17 protein-coding genes and 1 pseudogene are annotated in these 18,770 nt (G+C 53.1%); 5 read left to right on the top strand and 13 right to left on the bottom strand.

The window, feature by feature from the left end; translation table 11 throughout:
* Positions 1-183 precede the first annotated feature (183 nt).
* The 6 genes from ugpC to GN241_09765 form a co-directional block, all read right to left on the bottom strand.
* A complete protein-coding gene (ugpC, locus tag GN241_09790; GenBank protein ID XAT57627.1) occupies positions 184-1,200 on the bottom strand; it encodes a sn-glycerol-3-phosphate ABC transporter ATP-binding protein UgpC in 1,017 nt (338 codons plus the stop codon).
* Entirely contained in the window at positions 1,200-2,453 is a 1,254-nt protein-coding gene (locus tag GN241_09785; protein ID XAT57626.1) for a hypothetical protein, read from the bottom strand. The genes ugpC and GN241_09785 overlap by 1 nt, the downstream gene beginning before the upstream one ends.
* Before the next feature lies 1 nt (position 2,454).
* The gene (locus GN241_09780) at positions 2,455-3,669 is read right to left on the bottom strand and encodes an ABC transporter permease subunit (GenBank protein ID XAT57625.1); all 1,215 of its coding nucleotides are present in this window, start codon (positions 3,667-3,669) and stop codon (positions 2,455-2,457) included.
* The gene (locus GN241_09775; GenBank protein XAT57624.1) at positions 3,666-4,910 is read right to left on the bottom strand and encodes an ABC transporter permease subunit; all 1,245 of its coding nucleotides are present in this window, start codon (positions 4,908-4,910) and stop codon (positions 3,666-3,668) included. The genes GN241_09780 and GN241_09775 overlap by 4 nt, the downstream gene beginning before the upstream one ends.
* A gap of 68 nt (positions 4,911-4,978) precedes the next feature.
* The gene (locus tag GN241_09770; GenBank protein XAT57623.1) at positions 4,979-6,331 is read right to left on the bottom strand and encodes an extracellular solute-binding protein; all 1,353 of its coding nucleotides are present in this window, start codon (positions 6,329-6,331) and stop codon (positions 4,979-4,981) included.
* Between the two features lie 36 nt (positions 6,332-6,367).
* Positions 6,368-7,432, bottom strand: a complete 1,065-nt coding sequence (locus GN241_09765) for a LacI family DNA-binding transcriptional regulator (protein XAT57622.1) — start codon at positions 7,430-7,432, stop codon at positions 6,368-6,370.
* Positions 7,433-7,992: 560 nt separating this feature from the next.
* Here GN241_09765 and GN241_09760 point away from each other — a divergent pair.
* A pseudogene (locus tag GN241_09760) lies at positions 7,993-8,169 on the top strand (succinyl-CoA--3-ketoacid-CoA transferase).
* A gap of 619 nt (positions 8,170-8,788) precedes the next feature.
* Here GN241_09760 and GN241_09755 read toward each other — a convergent pair.
* From GN241_09755 to GN241_09725, 7 genes are read right to left on the bottom strand one after another with little or no spacing between them, the layout of a single operon-like run.
* Positions 8,789-9,655: a hydroxyquinol 1,2-dioxygenase gene (locus GN241_09755; protein XAT57621.1), complete on the bottom strand. Its 867-nt coding sequence runs from the start codon at positions 9,653-9,655 to the stop codon at positions 8,789-8,791.
* A gap of 11 nt (positions 9,656-9,666) precedes the next feature.
* Positions 9,667-10,971, bottom strand: a complete 1,305-nt coding sequence (locus GN241_09750) for a TRAP transporter large permease subunit (protein ID XAT57620.1) — start codon at positions 10,969-10,971, stop codon at positions 9,667-9,669.
* Positions 10,968-11,519: a TRAP transporter small permease subunit gene (locus GN241_09745; GenBank protein ID XAT57619.1), complete on the bottom strand. Its 552-nt coding sequence runs from the start codon at positions 11,517-11,519 to the stop codon at positions 10,968-10,970. Before GN241_09745 ends, GN241_09750 begins: the two co-directional genes overlap by 4 nt.
* A gap of 33 nt (positions 11,520-11,552) precedes the next feature.
* Positions 11,553-12,626: a C4-dicarboxylate ABC transporter gene (locus tag GN241_09740; GenBank protein ID XAT57618.1), complete on the bottom strand. Its 1,074-nt coding sequence runs from the start codon at positions 12,624-12,626 to the stop codon at positions 11,553-11,555.
* Between the two features lie 46 nt (positions 12,627-12,672).
* Positions 12,673-13,125: an OsmC family peroxiredoxin gene (locus GN241_09735; GenBank protein ID XAT59247.1), complete on the bottom strand. Its 453-nt coding sequence runs from the start codon at positions 13,123-13,125 to the stop codon at positions 12,673-12,675.
* 18 nt (positions 13,126-13,143) lie between these two features.
* Entirely contained in the window at positions 13,144-13,809 is a 666-nt protein-coding gene (locus tag GN241_09730) for a malonic semialdehyde reductase (GenBank protein XAT57617.1), read from the bottom strand.
* A complete protein-coding gene (locus GN241_09725) occupies positions 13,806-14,690 on the bottom strand; it encodes an FAA hydrolase family protein (GenBank protein ID XAT57616.1) in 885 nt (294 codons plus the stop codon). Before GN241_09725 ends, GN241_09730 begins: the two co-directional genes overlap by 4 nt.
* Before the next feature lie 87 nt (positions 14,691-14,777).
* Between GN241_09725 and GN241_09720 the strand changes: the two genes are divergently transcribed.
* The 4 genes from GN241_09720 to GN241_09705 are packed head-to-tail and all read left to right on the top strand — an operon-like array spanning position 14,778 to position 18,705.
* Complete coding sequence (locus tag GN241_09720; protein XAT57615.1) at positions 14,778-15,164, top strand: hypothetical protein; 387 nt, start codon at positions 14,778-14,780, stop codon at positions 15,162-15,164.
* 28 nt (positions 15,165-15,192) lie between these two features.
* Positions 15,193-15,858: an FCD domain-containing protein gene (locus tag GN241_09715; GenBank protein ID XAT57614.1), complete on the top strand. Its 666-nt coding sequence runs from the start codon at positions 15,193-15,195 to the stop codon at positions 15,856-15,858.
* A 2-nt stretch (positions 15,859-15,860) separates the two neighbouring features.
* A complete protein-coding gene (locus GN241_09710) occupies positions 15,861-17,156 on the top strand; it encodes a decarboxylase (GenBank protein XAT57613.1) in 1,296 nt (431 codons plus the stop codon).
* A gap of 1 nt (position 17,157) precedes the next feature.
* Positions 17,158-18,705 carry an AMP-binding protein gene (locus tag GN241_09705; protein XAT57612.1) on the top strand — a complete coding sequence of 516 codons (1,548 nt, stop codon included), beginning with the start codon at positions 17,158-17,160 and terminating at the stop codon, positions 18,703-18,705.
* Positions 18,706-18,770: the final 65 nt, after the last annotated feature.

Below are 18,770 nucleotides of genomic sequence, written 5' to 3'. Positions count from 1 at the left end.
GACTCTCGGCAGGCAGAGCGGACCTTCGCGGTTAAAAACATGAATGTCAGACATGCGGACAAAGCGAGCATTAGAGAATTTTTAGCCAATGGCTACTTTTCCAAGGCTACACTTGCAGTGGAGGTCATCAAGGTCCGCTTTGGGGTCAAATCTACTACAGCCAGATTGATTACATTGGCTATTCTAATGAATGGCCAGCCCGTCTGAATTGAAAGCGTGAAGCACATCGTTGGAGATGCGCAGACCAACTGAGTCACCGGGCCTTAAGGTCGAATTTCCATTTACACGTACCGTGATTTGCCCGGCGTCTTCACACTTGAGGATCACGAATGTATCGGCGCCAAGGTATTCCAGCACATCGACCGTTCCGTCGATCAAACCTGCTCCGGGGCTGACCAATTCAATATGCTCCGGGCGCACGCCAACCTCTGTCGCATTTTCAGGCAGTGTTATCCCTTTCACTGCCGTACTTGGGACGACGTTCATCCGAGGTGAGCCAATAAATTGAGCGACGAACAAGTTGGCGGGGCGTTCATAAAGCTCGCGGGGGCTACCCACTTGAGCAATCTTGCCAAAATCAAGAACAACAATTCGGTCGGCCAGGGTCATTGCTTCGACCTGATCATGCGTCACGTAGATCATCGTTGATTGCAGAGTTTGGTGCAGCTTGGCGATTTCGTAGCGCATTTCGACCCGCAGGGCAGCATCAAGGTTCGATAACGGCTCATCGAACAGGAACGCAGTTGGATCACGGACGATTGAGCGGCCGATGGCGACGCGCTGACGTTGCCCGCCGGACAGGTCTTTGGGGCGACGGTCTAGGTAATCGTTAAGCTTCAAGACATGGGCGGCTTCGTTTACCTTGGCATCGACTTCGGCCTTTGGCAGCCCCGCGGATTTCAAAGGAAAGCCAACGTTATCGCGCACTGACATGTGCGGGTAGAGCGCGTAGGATTGGAAGACCATTGCCAGCCCCCGCTTGCTAGGCGGCTCTGCTGTGGCGTCACGTTCCGCAATCATGATTTGCCCACGCGACGTTTCCTCAAGCCCGGCGATCATCCGCAGGAGTGTAGATTTTCCGCATCCGGACGGACCAACGAAAATGACGAATTCGCCATCTTCAATCTCAAGATCTACGCCCTTTATGACCTGAGTTGCGCCAAACCATTTCTCGACTGCATTGAGTTTGATTGACGACATCAGGCGTCTCCTCGTTGGTTTTCTCGATTGTCCCCGGCCCATCCAAGCCAGACGGCCGCGGTCCAGGTGAATGTCTCTCCGCCTGCAGGTGTGCCATCCAGAGGGCTGTAGTATTCGGCGAAACCGTTAAGCTCCATCAAGCGTGCGGTATCATCGCGGATACGCGCACCCAAATCGGTGACGCCTTGTTCCTCCATACCGGACCCAACGAGATAGCTCATGATCGGCCATGTCGGTCCGCGCCAATAACGCAGTGGTTCAAACCCTTCGCCCTCAGGGTTATAGCTCGCAAGTCCATAGCGGGCGGCGTTCAACATGCGGGCAATTGCCGGCAAAGCACGTTCATCATTGAGGCCCGCATACCAACACAATGCGGAGGCATTCGAAAGGACACCGTTGAATGCAGCGGCGTGTACGTCGCGGCTGTCATATCCTGCAATTCCCGGGTTCCACAGGGTCTCCGCGCCAGCTTCAAGGACCTCAATCCAGCCTTCGATTTCTGATACGGCTTCACCAAAACGGCGGCCCATCGCGGCCATGTCCCGTTGCGCGCGCAACAAGGTAAAGGTCATCGTGGGGTCGGCAACTCGGAAGGGGTTGATATCAAACAGTTTGCTCTGGTCCCAGTTAACCGATACTCCAAGCTGTACCAGTTTGAGATAGCGGTCATAGTCGTATTTGGTGGGGCGCATCGCGGGGTCGACATGGCTAATGTCCCTGCGTGTGTAGTCGCCCACGTCATCGGCATTGATCGCTTTCATTGCACCATCCCAATCAGGGGCGTTGTCGCGCCCGGCCTCCCAAGGATGGGTGACGCAGACCGCACCCCGATCCAGGCGCCAATCCATGAACCAGCGGTGCCAAGCATTGAGCTTAGGCCAAATCGCGCGAGCGCGAGGTTCGCCGCTGGGGTCCATGGCCAGCATCTTAGCCATGAAGGTCGCCGCAACTGGTGGTTGGCTGATGCCAGATGACGGGATTGGGCCACGCCCCTGCCAAACATCTGGACCGGGAAAGTAACCGGGGTCAACGCGGTGAAACAGAATATGCGGAAGCATTCCATCTTCCCATTGGCCTGACATCAGGGTTTCCAATTCGGTCCACCCGCGATCAGGGTCAAACGTCGTAAACCCCCAGGCGGCAAAGGCGCTGTCCCAGTTCCACTGGTAGGGATAAAGCCCATGGGTCGGGAGCGTATACCCCCCCTTGTCATTCTTGCGCAGAACGTCGCGGGCTTGTTCGTCTAACGTCATACTATCCCTTCACTGACCCAGCGGTCAGCCCTTTCGTTATAAAGCGTTCGAGGCCTAGGAAGAGTGCCATGATTGGCACGGTAGCGATCACGGACCCAGCCATAAGATGCTGGCGTGGAATTTCAGAAGAATTAAGCGAAGCGATGCCCCTTGTTAGCGTGAATTTTGACGGGTCATCCAGCAACATGAACGCCAGTAGGAATTCATTCCAAGCGATCATGAACACATAGAGAGACACCGACGCCAATGCTGGCAAAGAAAGTGGCAGGGTGATCTTCCAGATGACGGCGAGGCGGCTAAGGCCATCCATCAATCCCGCTTCTTCGACCTCTGACGGTAGGCCACGGAAATAGCCTTGGAGCATATAGAGCGCGACGGGGATCGTCGTCACAGGATAGATCATCACTATGCCGATGAAGGTGTTGCGCAGGCCCGTTGCCGAGAAAGCGATGTAGATTGGCAGCGCTAAAACGATCATCGGCACCATGTAGATCAACAGGATCGAGCGCGAGAACGCGGCTTGCCCACGGAACCGTAACCGCGCCACGGCATAAGCACCTGGGATTGCGAAGATGAGCGTTATTAAGACCGTAATCACAGAGATGAAGAATGAATTGAGCAGGTAGCTGCCAAAATTGAATTGGTTGAACAGCTCATAATAGGATCGGAAAAGTTCTGATCCTTTGCCGAGGTCAATCGAGAAATCGAGTGGGTTCTGCATCAGTTCTGATTGGTTCTTGAAACTCGTCATGACCATGACATAGAAGGGGATAACCACGATGGCCGTGAAGAAGATATAGCCAAAGCCGGTAAAGAAGCGGATCACTGCGCCTTCGAATTCATGCCGGTTCAAAGCACCCGGCGGGAGGTCAACAAGGATGTAGTGGGTGGACCAAAAAAAGGCGACCGACAGGAGAACGGCAGCAAATATAGTTGAGAATGTTGAAACGTTTTCGCCCGTCACTAGAGGCCCATATCCGAAGATGATAAGGGCCAGCAACGCCGCTCCTGCGAAGATTTCCCCAATGAAACTGCCCCATCTGTGACCAATCGCGAAGCCGATCACGCCTCCCCACAAAACGGATAGCCCGATGTGCGGACGAAACGGCTCGCCCGAAGCAAAGCTCATCAGGACAGTGACTGTAGTAGACAGAACAACCATCCATAGGGCGCCCAGCAGTGGGCTGGCGATAAAATTGAAGCGCATCGCCTTTATAGCCCTTCTTCTTGCGAGATGTATTTGAGGAAGAACACCGAGAACGTAATCAAGAAGCCAAAGATTACGACTGCCACCGCGGCGCCCGCGCCAATGTTGGAGATCGCGAAAGCCTGTTCATAGACGCTCACCGTCAACGTGCGGGTGCCCGCGTTGCCTCCGGTCAGCAAAAAAATGTCGTCGAATTTGTTGAAAGTCCAGATGAAGCGAAGCAAGAACAGCACGCTAAGGATGCCCAGTAGTTGTGGAACACTGAGAGACCAGAACTGCTGGAATGGCGAGGCTCCGTCCATGTCGGCGGCCTCATACATATCACTGTCGATGCTTTGCATCCGCGCAAGGATGAACAAGAACGAAAGTGGGAAATAGCGCCAGATTTCAAAGACGGTGACCATGATCAGGGCCAAGGGCCGATCGCCGAAGAAGTTGATCGCCTGAGGGGTCAAACCCATCTGGATTAGCAATGCGTTTGCCGAACCCGAAAAAGGGTCAAACAGAATGAGCCAGGCAAAAGCCACGGCGATAATCGGGGCCACATAGGGAAACAGAAAGAGTCCTCGCAGAATACCTTGGCCATGGAAAGATTTGTTCAGCAGAAGCGCCGCGAATAGACCAACAAGAAGCGCGCCGACGGTGCCAAAGACAGTATAAAAAAACGTCACCCAAAGTACCTCAAAAAACTCACCGCCTTTGAAGACCCTTTTGAAGTTCTCAAGCGTGAATGTGCTGTTGGTCAGGATGTTTGATGACACACCGGTCGTTACAGCAGGGCTGTCTTGCGGGCGCAATTCGTTGTCCAGATAGGCTTGTTCGACCGTGACGGGGATTGTCAGGGTGTCACGGGTGCCCGGCTCCCAGTCGCCCAGGTCACAATACAAGGCGCGCCTGTCCAGGACGCATCGAGGGTCTAGGTCTTGTACAACAAGTCCGAGCGGCAGTGTGTCCAAAAAGGTCACGCCTGTTATCGAATGGTCCTGGGATGAATTACGCAGCCGGTAACGGACCGTTGCTTCATCGCCTACAGCCTCATAATTGCCGCGGATGTCTTCGCGCAGCACAACTTCAGGCGGGCGCAGATCTGCGAGCTCGACGGGTTTGAAGGAAATCCAGAAGATTGCCAGCAGCGGTAACACAACGACCAGCGATACAGCTGTGATCGTTGGGAACAACAACCCCCACGCCAAACGCGCTTCTCGTTTGCCGAGTGATCCGGTGCCAATGGGGGGGCCGAGATCTGCCATCTGAATTCCTTTTGGGAATGCTATGGTTGGGTTCGGGCACCCCGCTAGCGGGGTGTCCGGTATTGCTCTTACTGAATAGCCGCGATGGCAGCGTTCAGTTCAGAAACGGTTGCAGCTGCGTCACGCTCGCCGTCGATGTACTCGCGTACGAAACGGTTGATAACTTGGCTATTGATGATGGCAGAGGCTGCAGAAAGCTGGCCTTCAGCAACGCCCCAGCGCTGCGCGACATCCAAACCTCCAACGATTTCCTCGATCATTGACGCCTCGTAAAGGTCGCCCAACGGTGCCTTACGGTCGACGCCAACGTCCAGCGTCGCCCAAAGGTCTGCGTACTCGGTCGGGTTGTCCGCTGTGCCGCGACGGACCGGAAACTTGCCTTCGGGGGCAATCGCCAGTGTTGCGCCATAGCCGTCGGACATAGAGTACTGAACGAACTCCATCGCTGCATCTGTGGACGCGTCAGACGTGATACCGAAGTAGCGCACATCGCCCCATGCCGCACCATCGGGATTGGATGGACCAGCAAAGTTGGTCACGATTCCGGTGGCTGCCGCCAGATCGGAAGAGGTTGGGTCGTCGTTGATCGTGGGCGGAGCGCTGTCACGAAGACCCGCAAGTTCGTCCAGGATAAACGGTGACCAAATGATCATTGCTGCATTGCCCGAAAAGTAGAGGGTCCGGGACTGATCCCAATACAGATCACCAGGAGGTGAGGCTTCGGCGATGGCCTTGTAGAACTCCAACACCTCGATTGTAGCCGCTTCGTCCAGTGTCCGAACCCCACCACTGTCGACTGGAGACACACCATTGGCAAGGAACACATGCTCAAGAACCTGAGACATGAAGTTTTCGTCAATCTTGGTGGCAGCGACGAAGCCGTACATCTCTGGTGGATTGTGCAGCGCATCGACAGCCGCCAAAACGTTGGCGTAAGAATTTGGTGGTTCAAGTCCCTTTTCTGAAAACAAATCAGCACGATAGACGAGCATCTGCGTCCAGCCGTCCACTGGCACGGAGGCATAACCGCCGTCAACCGCAACCATGCTCAATGCGCCCTGGGCAAATGTATCGCCGCCCAAAGCTTCGATGGCATCTGTTGCAGCATCCGTGTCCAGAATTCCTGCTTCGGCCCATGGGGCAGCATACTGAAGCGGGTGATAGATCACGTCTGGCAAATCGCCAGCGGCAAAGGCCGCCGTTGCACGTGTGCCAAGGTCGTTTTCGGTCACCGGAATGACCTCGACAGTGTGACCGGAAGCTGCGGCGAAATCAGCCGCCATGGCTTCTTGACGGGCAAGACGTTCGGGCTGCTCCTCGGTAGTCCAGAACCGTAGTTCATCGGCCGCAAGCCCTGTCGTGGACAAGGCAATCGCCATGGCCGCACCTGAGCGTAATAGTGAGTTTCTTTTGATGGTCATAGTGTCTCCTCCCTTGAGATTTTGGTAGTTCGAATTCTAAAGATTGATGCAAGGTCCCGTTGACCCGCGCCTGACAAAGGCCGCATTCGCAGTCTTGCGTAGGTTCTCGGACGACTCGCCCTGAATACATTTGACCAGCAGGGTCGCTAATTCGACCCCAGCGGCCCTATTGTCGACAGCAAAGGTGGTAAGTGGGGGCTGGGCGTGTGCGCCTTCTTGGATGCCGTCATATCCGACAACTGACAGCTCGCGCCCGATTGTGATGCCAAGGTCAGCCGCCGCCAAGTAAACGCCCAAAGCCACCTGATCGACCGCACAAACGATCGCCGTTGGTGGATGCGCCAACTTAAGTAGCAAAGCCGCCGCTTCACGGCCGTCGTCCAAAGTGACCGCATTTTCGCAAATCAGATCGGGATTAACTGCCATACCGGCCTGCGCCATGCCCGCCCGGAAACCCTCGCCTCTCAATTTCGCGTATGAATAGATATTGCCGCCGTTGATGAAACCGATCCGTCTGTGCCCAAGCTCGGACAAATGCATCACGGCCTCTTTCATTGCATCTTCGCCGCGTATGTCGAACCAGCAGCACCCCTCGGGGTCGGCCTGTCGACCAAATAGGACAAACGGCACCTTTGCGGTGCGCAACAACTCAACGCGTGGATCGAAAACCATAGCTCGCGGCAGGATGAAACCATCCGCCTTGCGTTCCCGTAAAAGCGTGTGGAATGTTTCGATCAAGTGTGTCTCACTGTCTGCTGACGCGACTGTCAAAGTATAGCCCTGCGCGGTTGATCCCTCCGATAGTCCAGCAAGGAATTCGGCTAGGAAAGGGCGCTGGGCGTCATGATCGGCAAGCTGCAATACAAATCCAAGTGATCGGGTTCGCCCAGTTTTGATCGCCTGAGCATGGCTGAGCGGCTGATAGTTCATTCGCTCCGCCATCCGCTTTACACGAAGTTGGGTCGCTGCCGAAATGTCTGGATATCCGTTGAGGGCACGCGAAACTGTCGATTTGGTCAAACGCAGAGCGTCCGCAACCTCATTAATCGTGACGCGGCCGCGGCTTGGACCTTCTGACAGAACTGTAGGTGCGTGTCTCATGATATTCTCCCTTCGACTCACTTTGAGTTCCGAAACCGGTTTCGGCAAGGGCTTTTCGGGGAGTCTCCTAGGGTAGGTTTTCTGTCGCTGCCAGAAAGCGCAGTTTTTGGGCGACAAGTCCCACCTCCGATTGCCGCAAATGAACATGGGGTTGATAGCGGACTGTCGCCACAGTGCCGCTCAAAGGCCGGTTTGAGCCGTCTCTGCTTGATGCGGTTTCGAAGCTTCCGCAAAGCTGACCTTCGCTGCGCTTGGCGATCTGGAAGTTTGGGCTCTGAGCAGTCATTTTTCTGCAATTTGAACGAATGACTGGTTTAGCTCAAAAACTAAATCTGAGCCGTAGATCCAAGGGTCGGGGACCCAGACATACGATCCGTACACATTTGACTAGGACCTCTAACGTTGGAGGCGGAAATTCATTGGGGGATACATTTCCACTCATGCACCAACTTTGAGCTAAACCGTTACGCTAATTTTGCCGGGTGGTACTTTACTATTATCTCTTTGGTTATAGGTCTCAGTTAATTCTGATGCTTAGGATCTTTTGCCTGAAAGCACCCAGTAAAGTGCTGAAAGCTTGTACATTGCCGTTAACCGGCAAAGGTGTCGTTGATCGGATTATCACGAATTTGGGTGTTCTTGACGTGGTTGAAGGGGGTCTGAAAATCGTTGAATGCGCCGAGGGCGTCAGTGAATACGAGATGCGCACCGCAACGCAAGCCACAATTGCCGACTAGGCAGAGATCGCGACCCACGTCTGGCTTGAGCAATATAATCAAATCACGCCGCATCACGCCCTTGACATGAAAACATCAGTACCAAAAAGGTCCAGTCAGAATAAACCACCTTGGTGAGGCTAGCCTTGGCAATTAGCTACGCAGCTATGCTTTATCAAGTTTCATTCCACTATCTCAAAACTAGTTGAGAGATTATCCAGCTTGCGGTGATGCCGTATGTTAGATTTACATTTTCACTGTGGCAGGCAGTAGACCTACTTTATGAATGAGAGCTGGATGTGAGCTATGACTATGTTTGCTACTGGTGGCACAGGTTTGGCTCCCAATTTGCACGGCACATTACGGTCTGAACATGGGACCTCAAGTGCCAGAAACGTTAAAAGAGAAATCAAAAATTACTGGTACAGAAAATTGGGGCTAGAAAGTTCTTAGTTGAGGCAAAGAGGCGGTTTTATCACACGTCAACATGCTTGTGACACTCAATGACGACAGTAGTACGGCGTTGATTGAAATGGGTACGCTGTATGTGATTCCATCCTAATTAAAGTGGTTAAAAATCGATTTTTGAGTGGGTTTTCGGAAGGAAGATTTAACGCCACTCAAATTCTAGAACCGGTGATCAAGCCGTTGCCAAAGTCACGTCAAACTTTACGTGCAGAAAGGGTTCTTTGATGCTCTTTGACAGGGCCATTCCCTCTGGAAACTTACTCGGCGGCTTTTGGACGTATGTCATTACAAGGTCATCTCTGACCCCAAAAACCGTATCTTGATCTAGATAGGGGTCGTCATCTGGGAAGATCTCAGTCACCAAAGTGCGGTAGCCCGTCGCCTTGACGATGTAATGCAGATGCGATGGACGCCACGGGTGGCGGCCACAAGCCCTTAGAATATCGCCAACAGGTCCATCCGAAGGTACCGTGTATTCGACTGGCTTTACAGTTGTGAATGCGTATTTTCCGTCTTTGCCAACTGTCATTAGACCGTGGAATGAAAATGTGTCCTGTTCTTCGTCCTGGCTGGCATACATGCCGTTGGGGGCTGTTTGCCAGATGTCCAACTCGGCGCCGGGGATTGGATTGCCCGCCTCATCCCGAATGGTTCCCTCGACCAGCAGCACGGGCCCGCCATAGTGACGCTTCATGTCGCCCCCAATCTCCAGCGGTGGAGCGCCCGAAACATGAAATGGCCCGAGCACCGATGAACTTGTCGCTGTGGGGCTGGAGTGTAGCATGTCGACCAGTGATGACAGGCCAAGAACGTCCGATGCCAGAACAAATTCGTGATGGTCTTCGGATTCTACCGCTGCGCACCCTTCTAGGAACGCGATTCCGGTGCGCCACTCGTCATGGGTCAGATTGGTTTCGCGTGCAAAGTCGTGCAGGTGGCGTACCAACGCCCCCATGACTTCGCGCATGCGCGGGTTGGTGTCTTCGGCGAGGTAGCTCATGAAGAGGTCGGTGATGTTGTCTTTGGTGACGGTGCGCATGAGTGGGCTCCTTAGATTAGAGTAAGGCTGAGAATTGGGAATTCAATCAGAATGAACAGAATGATCAGCATGACAAAGGCAAAGGGCAGCGCGCCCATGAAGACGTCCTTCAGCGATATCCGGTTATCGTTGATCGTGGATTTTATGACAAAGCAGGAAATGCCCAGCGGCGGCGTGAGAAGGCCAATCTCTGCGCCGACTACCGTAATGATGCCAAACCAGATCAGCGACAGGTCCAGCGCTTCGGCAAGCGGCAGGAACAGCGGAACGACAATTAGAATGATCGACGCCGTATCCAGAAGCGTCCCCAGGAACAGCATGAGCAAGACATAGAGCAGCATAATGGTCCAGAAAGACCACGTGTTGCCCGCCAACAGATCCTGCAACTGGTTGGGCAGACCGGCGAGACCCAGCATCCGGCTATAGATCGAGGCTGCGGTAATTAGGAAGAGTATTGCCGCGGTAATATGACCAGTCTCCAAAAGCGCGTCCCAAAACGCCTTACGCGTCATGGACTTACGTGTGAGAGCAATGATCATTGCCACTAGAGACCCTGTCGCGCCCGCTTCAACTGCCGTCATCCACCCGGTGTAGATACCACCCAAAACAATGGTGATCAGTCCGATGGTGGGCAACGTTTTTGCGGCGATTTCGCGGCCTGACATCCACTTTGTGTCAGCGACCACACGGCCACCGACGAAGTTCGGGGTAAAGTGCCCCATGAACCAGATCGCCCCGACATAGGCGACGGCCAACAGAATGCCGGGAATGACGCCGGCGAGGAACATGTCTCCGACCGATTGTTCTGCAACGAACGAATAGATGATCAGCATGGCAGAGGGCGGAATGATCATGCCCAGCACCGACGAGCCTGCCACAACGCCAACGGCAAAACGTGGGTTGTAATCCTGCGCCATCATCTGCGGCACCGAAACCTTGGTAAAAACCGAGGCCGAAGCAATCGAAGACCCTGTCACGGCGGCGAAGACCGCATTGGCGCCAACCGTGGCCATGCCGATCCCGCCTTTGACCTTGCGAAAGCGCATGGTCATGACTTCGTAGATGTCTTTGCCAAGTCCCGCCTTGGAGACGATTAAACCCATAAAAGTGAACAGCGGGATGGTGGCGAAACTGTACTCCATGGCGCTGTCGCCAACCGCAATCTTCAAGAGGTTCAGAGCCAACGTGAAGTTGTCGCGCATAATCCAGATGGACAGAAAGGACACCACGCCCAAAGCCACCGGAATGTAAACGCCAGAGTAGATCAGAAAGACGATGGAAACGACCGAGATCAGGCCAATCTCAATTGGGGTCATTTAGGTGCCTCGTCATGTTCGGGTGCGCGGATCATCTCGGGTCGATCGCGCGCAGTGATGACTTTGAGGACGAAGATCAGGCAGGCCAGCGAAGTTCCTAGAGTGATCACCAGCTTTACCGGCCACCAGGGTAAGGTGAAGAGACCAGGCACCCCGAAGTAGTCTTGCGTTTCCCACATGTGCAGGAACTCGGGGAAGGTCACATAAGCGATGAGCCCCATGAAAATTGCGGAAACGGCATTGATGATCCGTCGGATGCTGGTTGCCAGTAAGGGACGGCGGTGCTGCAGGATACTTAGAAAGCCATCGGAGCGGGTCAGTCGGTCGACGCGCGCTACATCCGCGAGTTGCAGGAACACGATCATGACCACTGAGAACTGCACTATTTCGTAGGTGCCTCGCAGGGGGGACGAGAACAGTCCTCGGGCAATCACGTCGACGTTCAGGATGATCACCAACGCCAGAACGACAAGGGTTCCCAGTGCGTTCGTGGCGATGGCGAGTGTATTGGCGACCCAGGACAGGCCAGCAACGGCAGACTTCAGCATTGTCTTTTGGTCCTTTCCCGGGTCGGCCGTTTGTTATTCGGCAGTCCAGTCACGCATGCCGGTGTACCCAGCGTCCGCAAGCTTGCCGATGTAAGCCGCCAGCATTTCTGAGCCGGCTTCGCCTTTGCCGTTCAGAGTCGATGCCCATTCCTGAGCCACGTTTGGCATCGCGTTGGCCCATGCGGCGCGGTCCTCGTCAGAGAGTTCCGCAATGGTGCCTCCAGCAGCGACATATGCGTCACGCGAAGCTGCTGCGCGGTCCATCGCAATGCCCGCAACGTGGTCACGGTAATCGATGGCAACGGCTTTCAGAACATCTTTGACCTCATCAGGCAGCTTTTCCCAGTAGTCGGCGTTCACAGTCACCGTTTTCGTGTTCACAGCGCCAAGGTCGGCACGCAGCATGTAGGGGGCAACTTCGGCAATCTTGAAGGTCTTGGCGGCTTCAGGCCACAGCATGGCGCAGTCTACAAGGCCAGTCTGGACCATGTTGTAGAAGTCCGTGAGACCACCGCGCACGCCAGCGGCATCCTTGATGCCCTCGAGATAACGCAGGTTCAGACCCGCGCCGGCGATCTTGCGACCCTCGAGGTCTGCAAGCTTCGACACTTTTTCCGAGCAGAACACTTGGTAGGTGTCCAGAACGACGCCGGTGGCCAAATAGACCTGGTTTTGAGCTGCAAACTCGTTCTGCATTGCAGGGAATTCCCGGGCGATTTCGTCCACCGCCTTGGCCACGGCACGGGCATCAGAGGCCACAAACGGAGTCGAGCCGGAAATGCCCTGGCTTGGCAGCTTAGACGAATGGAAAATCGTCGTGACAATGCCGATGTCGCCGAGGCCCAATTGTACACCTTCCAGCACGCCCTTGGGTTTGACGATAGAACCGCCATAGTTCTCCTGCCAGTTCATCTTGTAGTTGCCGTTTTCCGCCAGGCGACGGTCAACCTCGGGGATGAAGAAATTCGTGAATTCTTTCACCCAAAGTGCCCGGTCCGGATAGCCGTCGATTACGACCGCAGAGATGCTTTCCTGTGCCGCGGCGGGCAGGGCCATCAGCGCTGCCAATGCGCCACCTATCAGGCTGAATTTTATACATTTCTTCATTGTTTTTCCTCCTAGAAAACAGGGCTTTGCGCCCCTTTGATGACGTTCAGCCGACCTTGACCCAATTCACCGTCAAGATTGTTCCGGCTGCTTCAAAAAGCTTGGCTATCGCACAGTTTTTTGCCGTTTCAGTGCCCACGCGTGCCAGCTCATCCCTACTGGCCCGCGTGTCACAGTTCACCGTGAGTGTGATCTCCGGGAACGGTACATCGATTTCTGCTTCCATCAGCACGTCACGCCGGTCGAACTTGCAGTCCGCGTCGATCGTGACCTTGCCCAGTTCCACTCCCAACCGAGCCGCATTCTTGTGGCCGATCACATTTGTACAGGCGATTCGCGCGGTCAGCGCCGCCTCAGTTGGAGATGGCCCGAGGTTGGTGCCGCCGCGTTCAATCGGTTCATCAATCGTCACGGCGAGATCCCTGACTGGAATCTCGGTGCGTGAATGCGTTTGACACTCTGCGGTGGTCCGGTAGGTCACGACTGATTTCATCCGAATGGCCAAAGCAAAACCTCCTCAGGCGTAAGAACAAACTTGGTCGAAAGAGAACCGGGGCAGCTTTTGGAAAAGCGCAGATTCATCCGCAGAGCCAAGATTGCAAAGGAAGTTCGACTTGAGAGTTGTGCCCTTGAAGAACTCTTCATCTACGATCTCGTTGGAAAAGCCGGACATCGCGCCGACATCCAACCCTACCGCGCGGGCCGCAATCATGAAATAGGCCCCTTGCAAAGTGGCATTCCGATTGGCTGTGTCCTCAATATAAGCACGCTTGCCTTCAAACAGGTGACGACGGTCTTCGTGCGGAAAGGTAAAGGGCAGCTCTTTCCAGAACTCCATGTCCTGCGCGATGATCGCTGTTACAGGCGCCTTCATCATCTTGGGAACGTTCTGAGGTTTCAGCGATCTTGCCAGCCGTTCTTTGCCTGCCTGACTTTTCACGAAGATAAACCGAGCCGGAAGCGAGTTCATGCTGGTCGCGCCGTTGATGGTGATGTCGTAGATCTCCTCCAACAGCCCATCCGGGATCGGTTTGTCCGTCCAGGCATAATGTGAGCGTGCCTCGCGAAGGATCAGGTCAATCGAGTCATCTGAGAGTCGGCTGATACGGCCATGCAAATCGCGGTGGTCCTGTTGGGCCTTGGCGCGAAGGGCGTCCAATTCTGCTCCGGTAGGGGCGTTCATTCCGCGGCCACCTTTTCGTTGGTGTCATTTTCGTCAATGATCGGGCTGGCGCAGATGCCGATGCCTTCAATTTCGATCTCAACAGTTTCACCGGGCTTGAGCCAGCGCGGGTTGGGTTTCTTGGCGTGGCCAACACCCGGAGGGGTGCCCGAGGCGATCAAGTCGCCCGGCTCGAGCGTAGTGTATTCCGAAATTGTTGCGATGACCTTGCGTACATCCCAAATCATGTTGGCCGTGTTCGAGCTTTGCAGGATTTCGTCCCCGACACGGCTTTCAATCTTGAGGCCCGAAGCGCCATCGGGCAGGTCGTCCGGTGTCACTGTGAACGGGCCAATCGCGCCGGTGTTGTCAAAGTTCTTACCCGGCGTCCACTGATGCGTCTTGCGTTGATAGTCGCGCACGGATCCGTCGTTGAACACGGTATACCCAAACACGTGATCCAAGGCGTCATCTTCCGAGATGTGGCGTCCACCTCTGCCGACAATCAGCATCAGTTCAGCCTCATAGTCGAGTTGCTCTGAACAGGCAGGACGCACCATAGGCTGTCCAGCCGCCATGATCGAGTTTTTCCCCCGCATGAACAGCGCCGGATACTCCGGGATGTCGTAACCACCTTCTTTGATGTGGTCCGTGTAGTTCAGCCCCATGCAGATGATTGTGCCGGGCGCTGCGACAGGCAATGCAGGAGTGATCGAGTCCACCGGCACTGTGTCCGCTTCGGATATCTGGTCCGAAACCGAATCGGCAAGAGCAGGGTTCGAGATCAACGCCGTCAGATCCGAACCGATTTCGGCGTTCAGGGCCGTAATGTTAACGGCTTCATCGCCCTTTACTACAAAGACTGAAGTTCCCTCCGAAGTCTCGCCCACCAGATATTTCATTGCAGCTACCCTCGTATGTTCTCTTGTATTTTGACGATTATTTTGCCATATGTCAAATAATATCGATATTTTTTAGAAAGGGTAGTCATGGTCGCTTGGGCAGATTACAAGTCGGAAGCAAAGTCACGCGGGGCATTGGCGCTGGAGCTATTCGTGGCGCAGAGCACCCCCGCGAAAGCTCCGGAAGATGTGAAGGCAAACCTGCCGGAGCACCTTGCTTATCAGGCGCAACTTGAGCGCTCGGGTCACCTCGCCTTTGCCGGGCCAATGTCCGACGAAACGGGCGAGCACATGCAGGGCGTGGGTCTGATCATCTATCGCGCAGAAAGTCTGAAAGCTGCACGCAGGCTGGCCGAGGACGACCCGATGCATCAGTCTGGTGCGCGTAGCTATGTGATCCGCCGCTGGATGATTAATGAAGGATCTTTAAATTTGCGCTTGAGTTTATCTACTGGATCAATTGAACTGAGCTAAACAATTACGACATAATGGAAAACTTGGTATGAAGGCTGAGCAGGAGACAACGATTGAAGAGGTATCAGCAACACATAATGCATATTTGCGTTTACGAGAAATGATCCTGACAGGTACTTTGCCCCCGGGTCAGAAACTCAAAATTGAACAATTGCGTACCTTGCTCAAAACTGGAGCGAGCCCAATTCGAGAGGCGCTGTCACTTTTGACTTCCGATCTGTTGGTTGAAAGATTGGATCAGCGTGGTTTCAGAGCGGCACCTGTCGGTAAAGCTAACTTTGATGAAGTTCTGATTTTGCGTTGTACTTTGGAAGAGGTGGCGTTGAGAGCCTCTATTAAAAACGCGAACCAAGACTGGGAAGAAATGCTCGTGCTAGCGCACTATCGTATGAAGAAAGCACAAGCCGATGGTGTGCCGGACTTTGAAGTGGTCCATAAAAAGTTTCATATGGCTCTTATATGTAATGCACAACTTCCAACGCTCGAACGCTATTGTTCGCAGCTTTATGATCTTAATATCCGTTATAGGTATCTTGCTGCAGGTGGGCCAAACTACGACAAACGAAGAATCGCCACAGAGCATGAAGAAATTTGCAATGCGGTGTTGGCCCACGATCCTGATCGCGCGACAGAGCTTTTGGTTGAGCACTACCACCGCACAGGCGCGTACCTGAGTCGCCAAATGGACAACTGATCATGCAACGAAACTGGTTTTTTGGTGAACTGTTGACGCAGCTTTTCCAACGGCGTGCGCCTTTGTTTGGAAGCAAAGACGATACTAGGTCAATTATCGAGTTATGTGATGCCCTGCTATCCGCAGAGGGTGAAGTTTCTGGCTATCGCATCGCGTCCACACTCCTTAAGAGATATCAGGAGGCGGATGACGCACAGAAACTGGTGTTTTTTGATTACCTAAACTCCGAGCTTGATGTGGACGCAGAGAAGCTTTCTGAGCTAGCCCAATCTTTTGTTCAAGCCAAAGATACCGATGTTTATAAAGCACTTAGCCGCGCAGCTGAACCCAAACGCCAAGAACTTTTGAGACGTTTGAACCAGCCCACAGGTGCTACGCAGGGTCTAGTCAAAATGCGCATCGATCTACTAAATTTTCTGAAAGATCATCCTGATCTTAAGCGTACTGATTTTGATTTTCGGCATTTGCTTCATAGCTGGTTTAACTTGGGTTTTCTTGTTCTTAAGCAAATAAACTGGGATACGCCTGCACGAATTCTTGATAAAATTATTGCCTACGAAGCGGTCCACGAAATTTCTGATCTTGACGACCTAAGAAAGCGGCTGTTGCCTTCCGACCGAAGATGTTTTGCTTTCTTTCATCCTTCAATGCCCGACGAACCACTTATTTTTATTGAGGTTGCATTGACGTGTGAAGTTCCTGGATCGATCGATGGCATACTTCTTGAAAAACGTGTACCGCTTGCCCCCGAAAACGCGAGGGTTGCTGTATTTTACTCAATATCGAACTGTCAGGTTGGACTGCGTGGCATTAGTTTTGGCAACTTGCTCATTAAACAAGTTGTTACGGAGCTGTCTCTAGAAATGCCTAATTTAAATCAGTTTGTGACCTTGTCGCCTATTCCCAACTTGAATACTTGGCTCGAATCCAAATTGGACGATGCTGAGCTAGGCTTTGCCGCAAGTGAAGCTTTAGAGGCGCAAGCAAGTGACGATACAGTCGCTAAATTGGCCGCACGGTATCTCACAACTGCGAAAAGGAACGATGGGCATCCTTTCGATCCGGTCGCACGTTTCCATTTGGGAAATGGCGCCGAAATATACGCGGTTCATTCTCGCGCAGATCTTTCTGAGAACGGACAGAAGCAATCGAGCGGAGCCATGGTAAATTATCATTATGACCTTGCGAAAACCGAGCTCAATCATGAAGACTTTGTGCGCAACGGCAAAGTTTCTGCCACCAAAGAGGTGCTGGCTATGGCGCGAGCCGACTTTACAATTCAAACAATGGAAAAATAATGTGACGAACACGTTATATGAGGCACTTTTTGCGCCTCACGCCACAAATCATTCAACGTTTTTGAAGTGCGATGACGGCGTTGAACTTAGTTATGCTGATTTTCTGAAAAGAGCGGCGCAAATGGCAAAAGCTATCGTTGTTGCAGGTTTGACGCCAGGCGATCGGATTGTTGTCCAAACACCTAAAACCCGCGAAACGCTAGCACTTTATGCAGCTGCTATTCAGGCCGGCGGTGTGTATTTACCGCTAAACAATGCCTACACTTTTGATGAACTGAGTTATTTCGTTCACGATTCAAAGCCAGCTGTAATTGTTTGCGATCCAAAAAATGAAGCCGAAGTTTCAGTGTTGGCCAATCACATCGGTGCAGCTTTACTGACCCTCGGTCTTTCCGGGGGATCACTCTCTGAAGCGGCGGATCAACAACCTGAGGATTTTGTCACTGTTCCACGAAGAGAAGATGACCTCGCTGCGCTGCTTTATACCTCTGGCACAACGGGTCGTTCGAAGGGCGCGATGCTGTCTCATAAAAATCTTCTTTCGAACGCACAGGTTCTGAAGGATCTTTGGCACATATCCAAAGAAGATAAACTTGTGCACGCTCTGCCGATCTTTCACACACATGGTCTTTTCGTTGCGCTAAATACCAGTCTTTTAGCAGGAGCGCAGGTGCGGCTTATTGAAAAATTTGACGTCGATGTGTTGTTAGCTGAAATCGCAAGGTCCACCTTGCTGATGGGCGTTCCAACCTTCTACACGCGCCTTCTGGCATCACCCGAATTCACCAGAGGACTTTGCAAGACCATGCGGTTGTTTATCTCAGGTTCTGCACCACTTTTGGCAGAAACGCATCGATTATTTGAAGAACGTACGGGACATCGGATTCTCGAAAGATATGGTATGACAGAGACTAACATGATCACTTCAAATCCATATAAAGGCGAACGTATTGCTGGGACTGTTGGATACCCCCTGCCTGGTGTAGAGGTCAAAGTCACCGATGCTGGTTCAGGCGCCAGTTTAGGCGTCCGTGAGATTGGGATCATTGAAGTGCGCGGTGACAATGTTTTTCAGGGTTACTGGAACATGCTAGAAAAGACGGCCGAAGAACTGCGCGAGGATGGGTTTTTCGTAACTGGTGACATAGGTACTAAAGAAGCTGATGGCCGTGTGTCGATCGTGGGACGCGCCAAAGATATTATCATTTCGGGCGGGTACAACATCTATCCCAAAGAAATTGAAGATTTGCTGGACGATCTGGCTAGCATCGATGAAAGCGCCGTTTTTGGCGTGCCGCATCCTGACTTTGGAGAGAGTGTTATCGCAGCGATTGTGCCTTGCGGGGACGGACTAGATATAGATCAAATCAAAGCAGAACTTGACCATAAATTGGCGGGATTTAAAAGACCGCGTGAGTATGTTGTGTTGACGAACTTACCTAGGAATACCATGGGCAAAGTACAAAAAAATACTTTGCGTGAGTTGTATTCTGCCGAGAGTGGGGGTACGTCGAGGCTCCTTCAGAATAAATCACTTTGCTCACAATAAGCCCGTCGGCGGTACTGTCAGAATAAACCTCCTTGCCTCTAGAAGGCCTGGAAATTAGCTATTCA

It is taken from the genome of Rhodobacteraceae bacterium IMCC1335, assembly GCA_039640495.1.
GTDB lineage: Bacteria > Pseudomonadota > Alphaproteobacteria > Rhodobacterales > Rhodobacteraceae > Thalassovivens.
The sequence above is the reverse complement of the archived record's forward strand: the minus strand, read 5'-3'. Positions and strand labels throughout refer to the sequence as shown.

What these genes read in the sequence shown, in the direction of transcription:
- GN241_09730 (XAT57617.1), bottom strand. Translation starts at nt 13,809, where the DNA reads ATGAACGCCCCTACCGGAGCAGAATTGGACGCCCTTCGCGCCAAGGCC.
- GN241_09775 (XAT57624.1), bottom strand. Translation starts at nt 4,910, where the DNA reads ATGGCAGATCTCGGCCCCCCCATTGGCACCGGATCACTCGGCAAACGA.
- GN241_09765 (XAT57622.1), bottom strand. Translation starts at nt 7,432, where the DNA reads ATGAGACACGCACCTACAGTTCTGTCAGAAGGTCCAAGCCGCGGCCGC.
- GN241_09720 (XAT57615.1), top strand. Translation starts at nt 14,778, where the DNA reads ATGGTCGCTTGGGCAGATTACAAGTCGGAAGCAAAGTCACGCGGGGCA.
- GN241_09785 (XAT57626.1), bottom strand. Translation starts at nt 2,453, where the DNA reads ATGACGTTAGACGAACAAGCCCGCGACGTTCTGCGCAAGAATGACAAG.
- GN241_09745 (XAT57619.1), bottom strand. Translation starts at nt 11,519, where the DNA reads ATGCTGAAGTCTGCCGTTGCTGGCCTGTCCTGGGTCGCCAATACACTC.
- GN241_09770 (XAT57623.1), bottom strand. Translation starts at nt 6,331, where the DNA reads ATGACCATCAAAAGAAACTCACTATTACGCTCAGGTGCGGCCATGGCG.
- GN241_09715 (XAT57614.1), top strand. Translation starts at nt 15,193, where the DNA reads ATGAAGGCTGAGCAGGAGACAACGATTGAAGAGGTATCAGCAACACAT.
- GN241_09710 (XAT57613.1), top strand. Translation starts at nt 15,861, where the DNA reads ATGCAACGAAACTGGTTTTTTGGTGAACTGTTGACGCAGCTTTTCCAA.
- GN241_09725 (XAT57616.1), bottom strand. Translation starts at nt 14,690, where the DNA reads ATGAAATATCTGGTGGGCGAGACTTCGGAGGGAACTTCAGTCTTTGTA.
- ugpC (XAT57627.1), bottom strand. Translation starts at nt 1,200, where the DNA reads ATGTCGTCAATCAAACTCAATGCAGTCGAGAAATGGTTTGGCGCAACT.
- GN241_09750 (XAT57620.1), bottom strand. Translation starts at nt 10,971, where the DNA reads ATGACCCCAATTGAGATTGGCCTGATCTCGGTCGTTTCCATCGTCTTT.
- GN241_09740 (XAT57618.1), bottom strand. Translation starts at nt 12,626, where the DNA reads ATGAAGAAATGTATAAAATTCAGCCTGATAGGTGGCGCATTGGCAGCG.
- GN241_09755 (XAT57621.1), bottom strand. Translation starts at nt 9,655, where the DNA reads ATGCGCACCGTCACCAAAGACAACATCACCGACCTCTTCATGAGCTAC.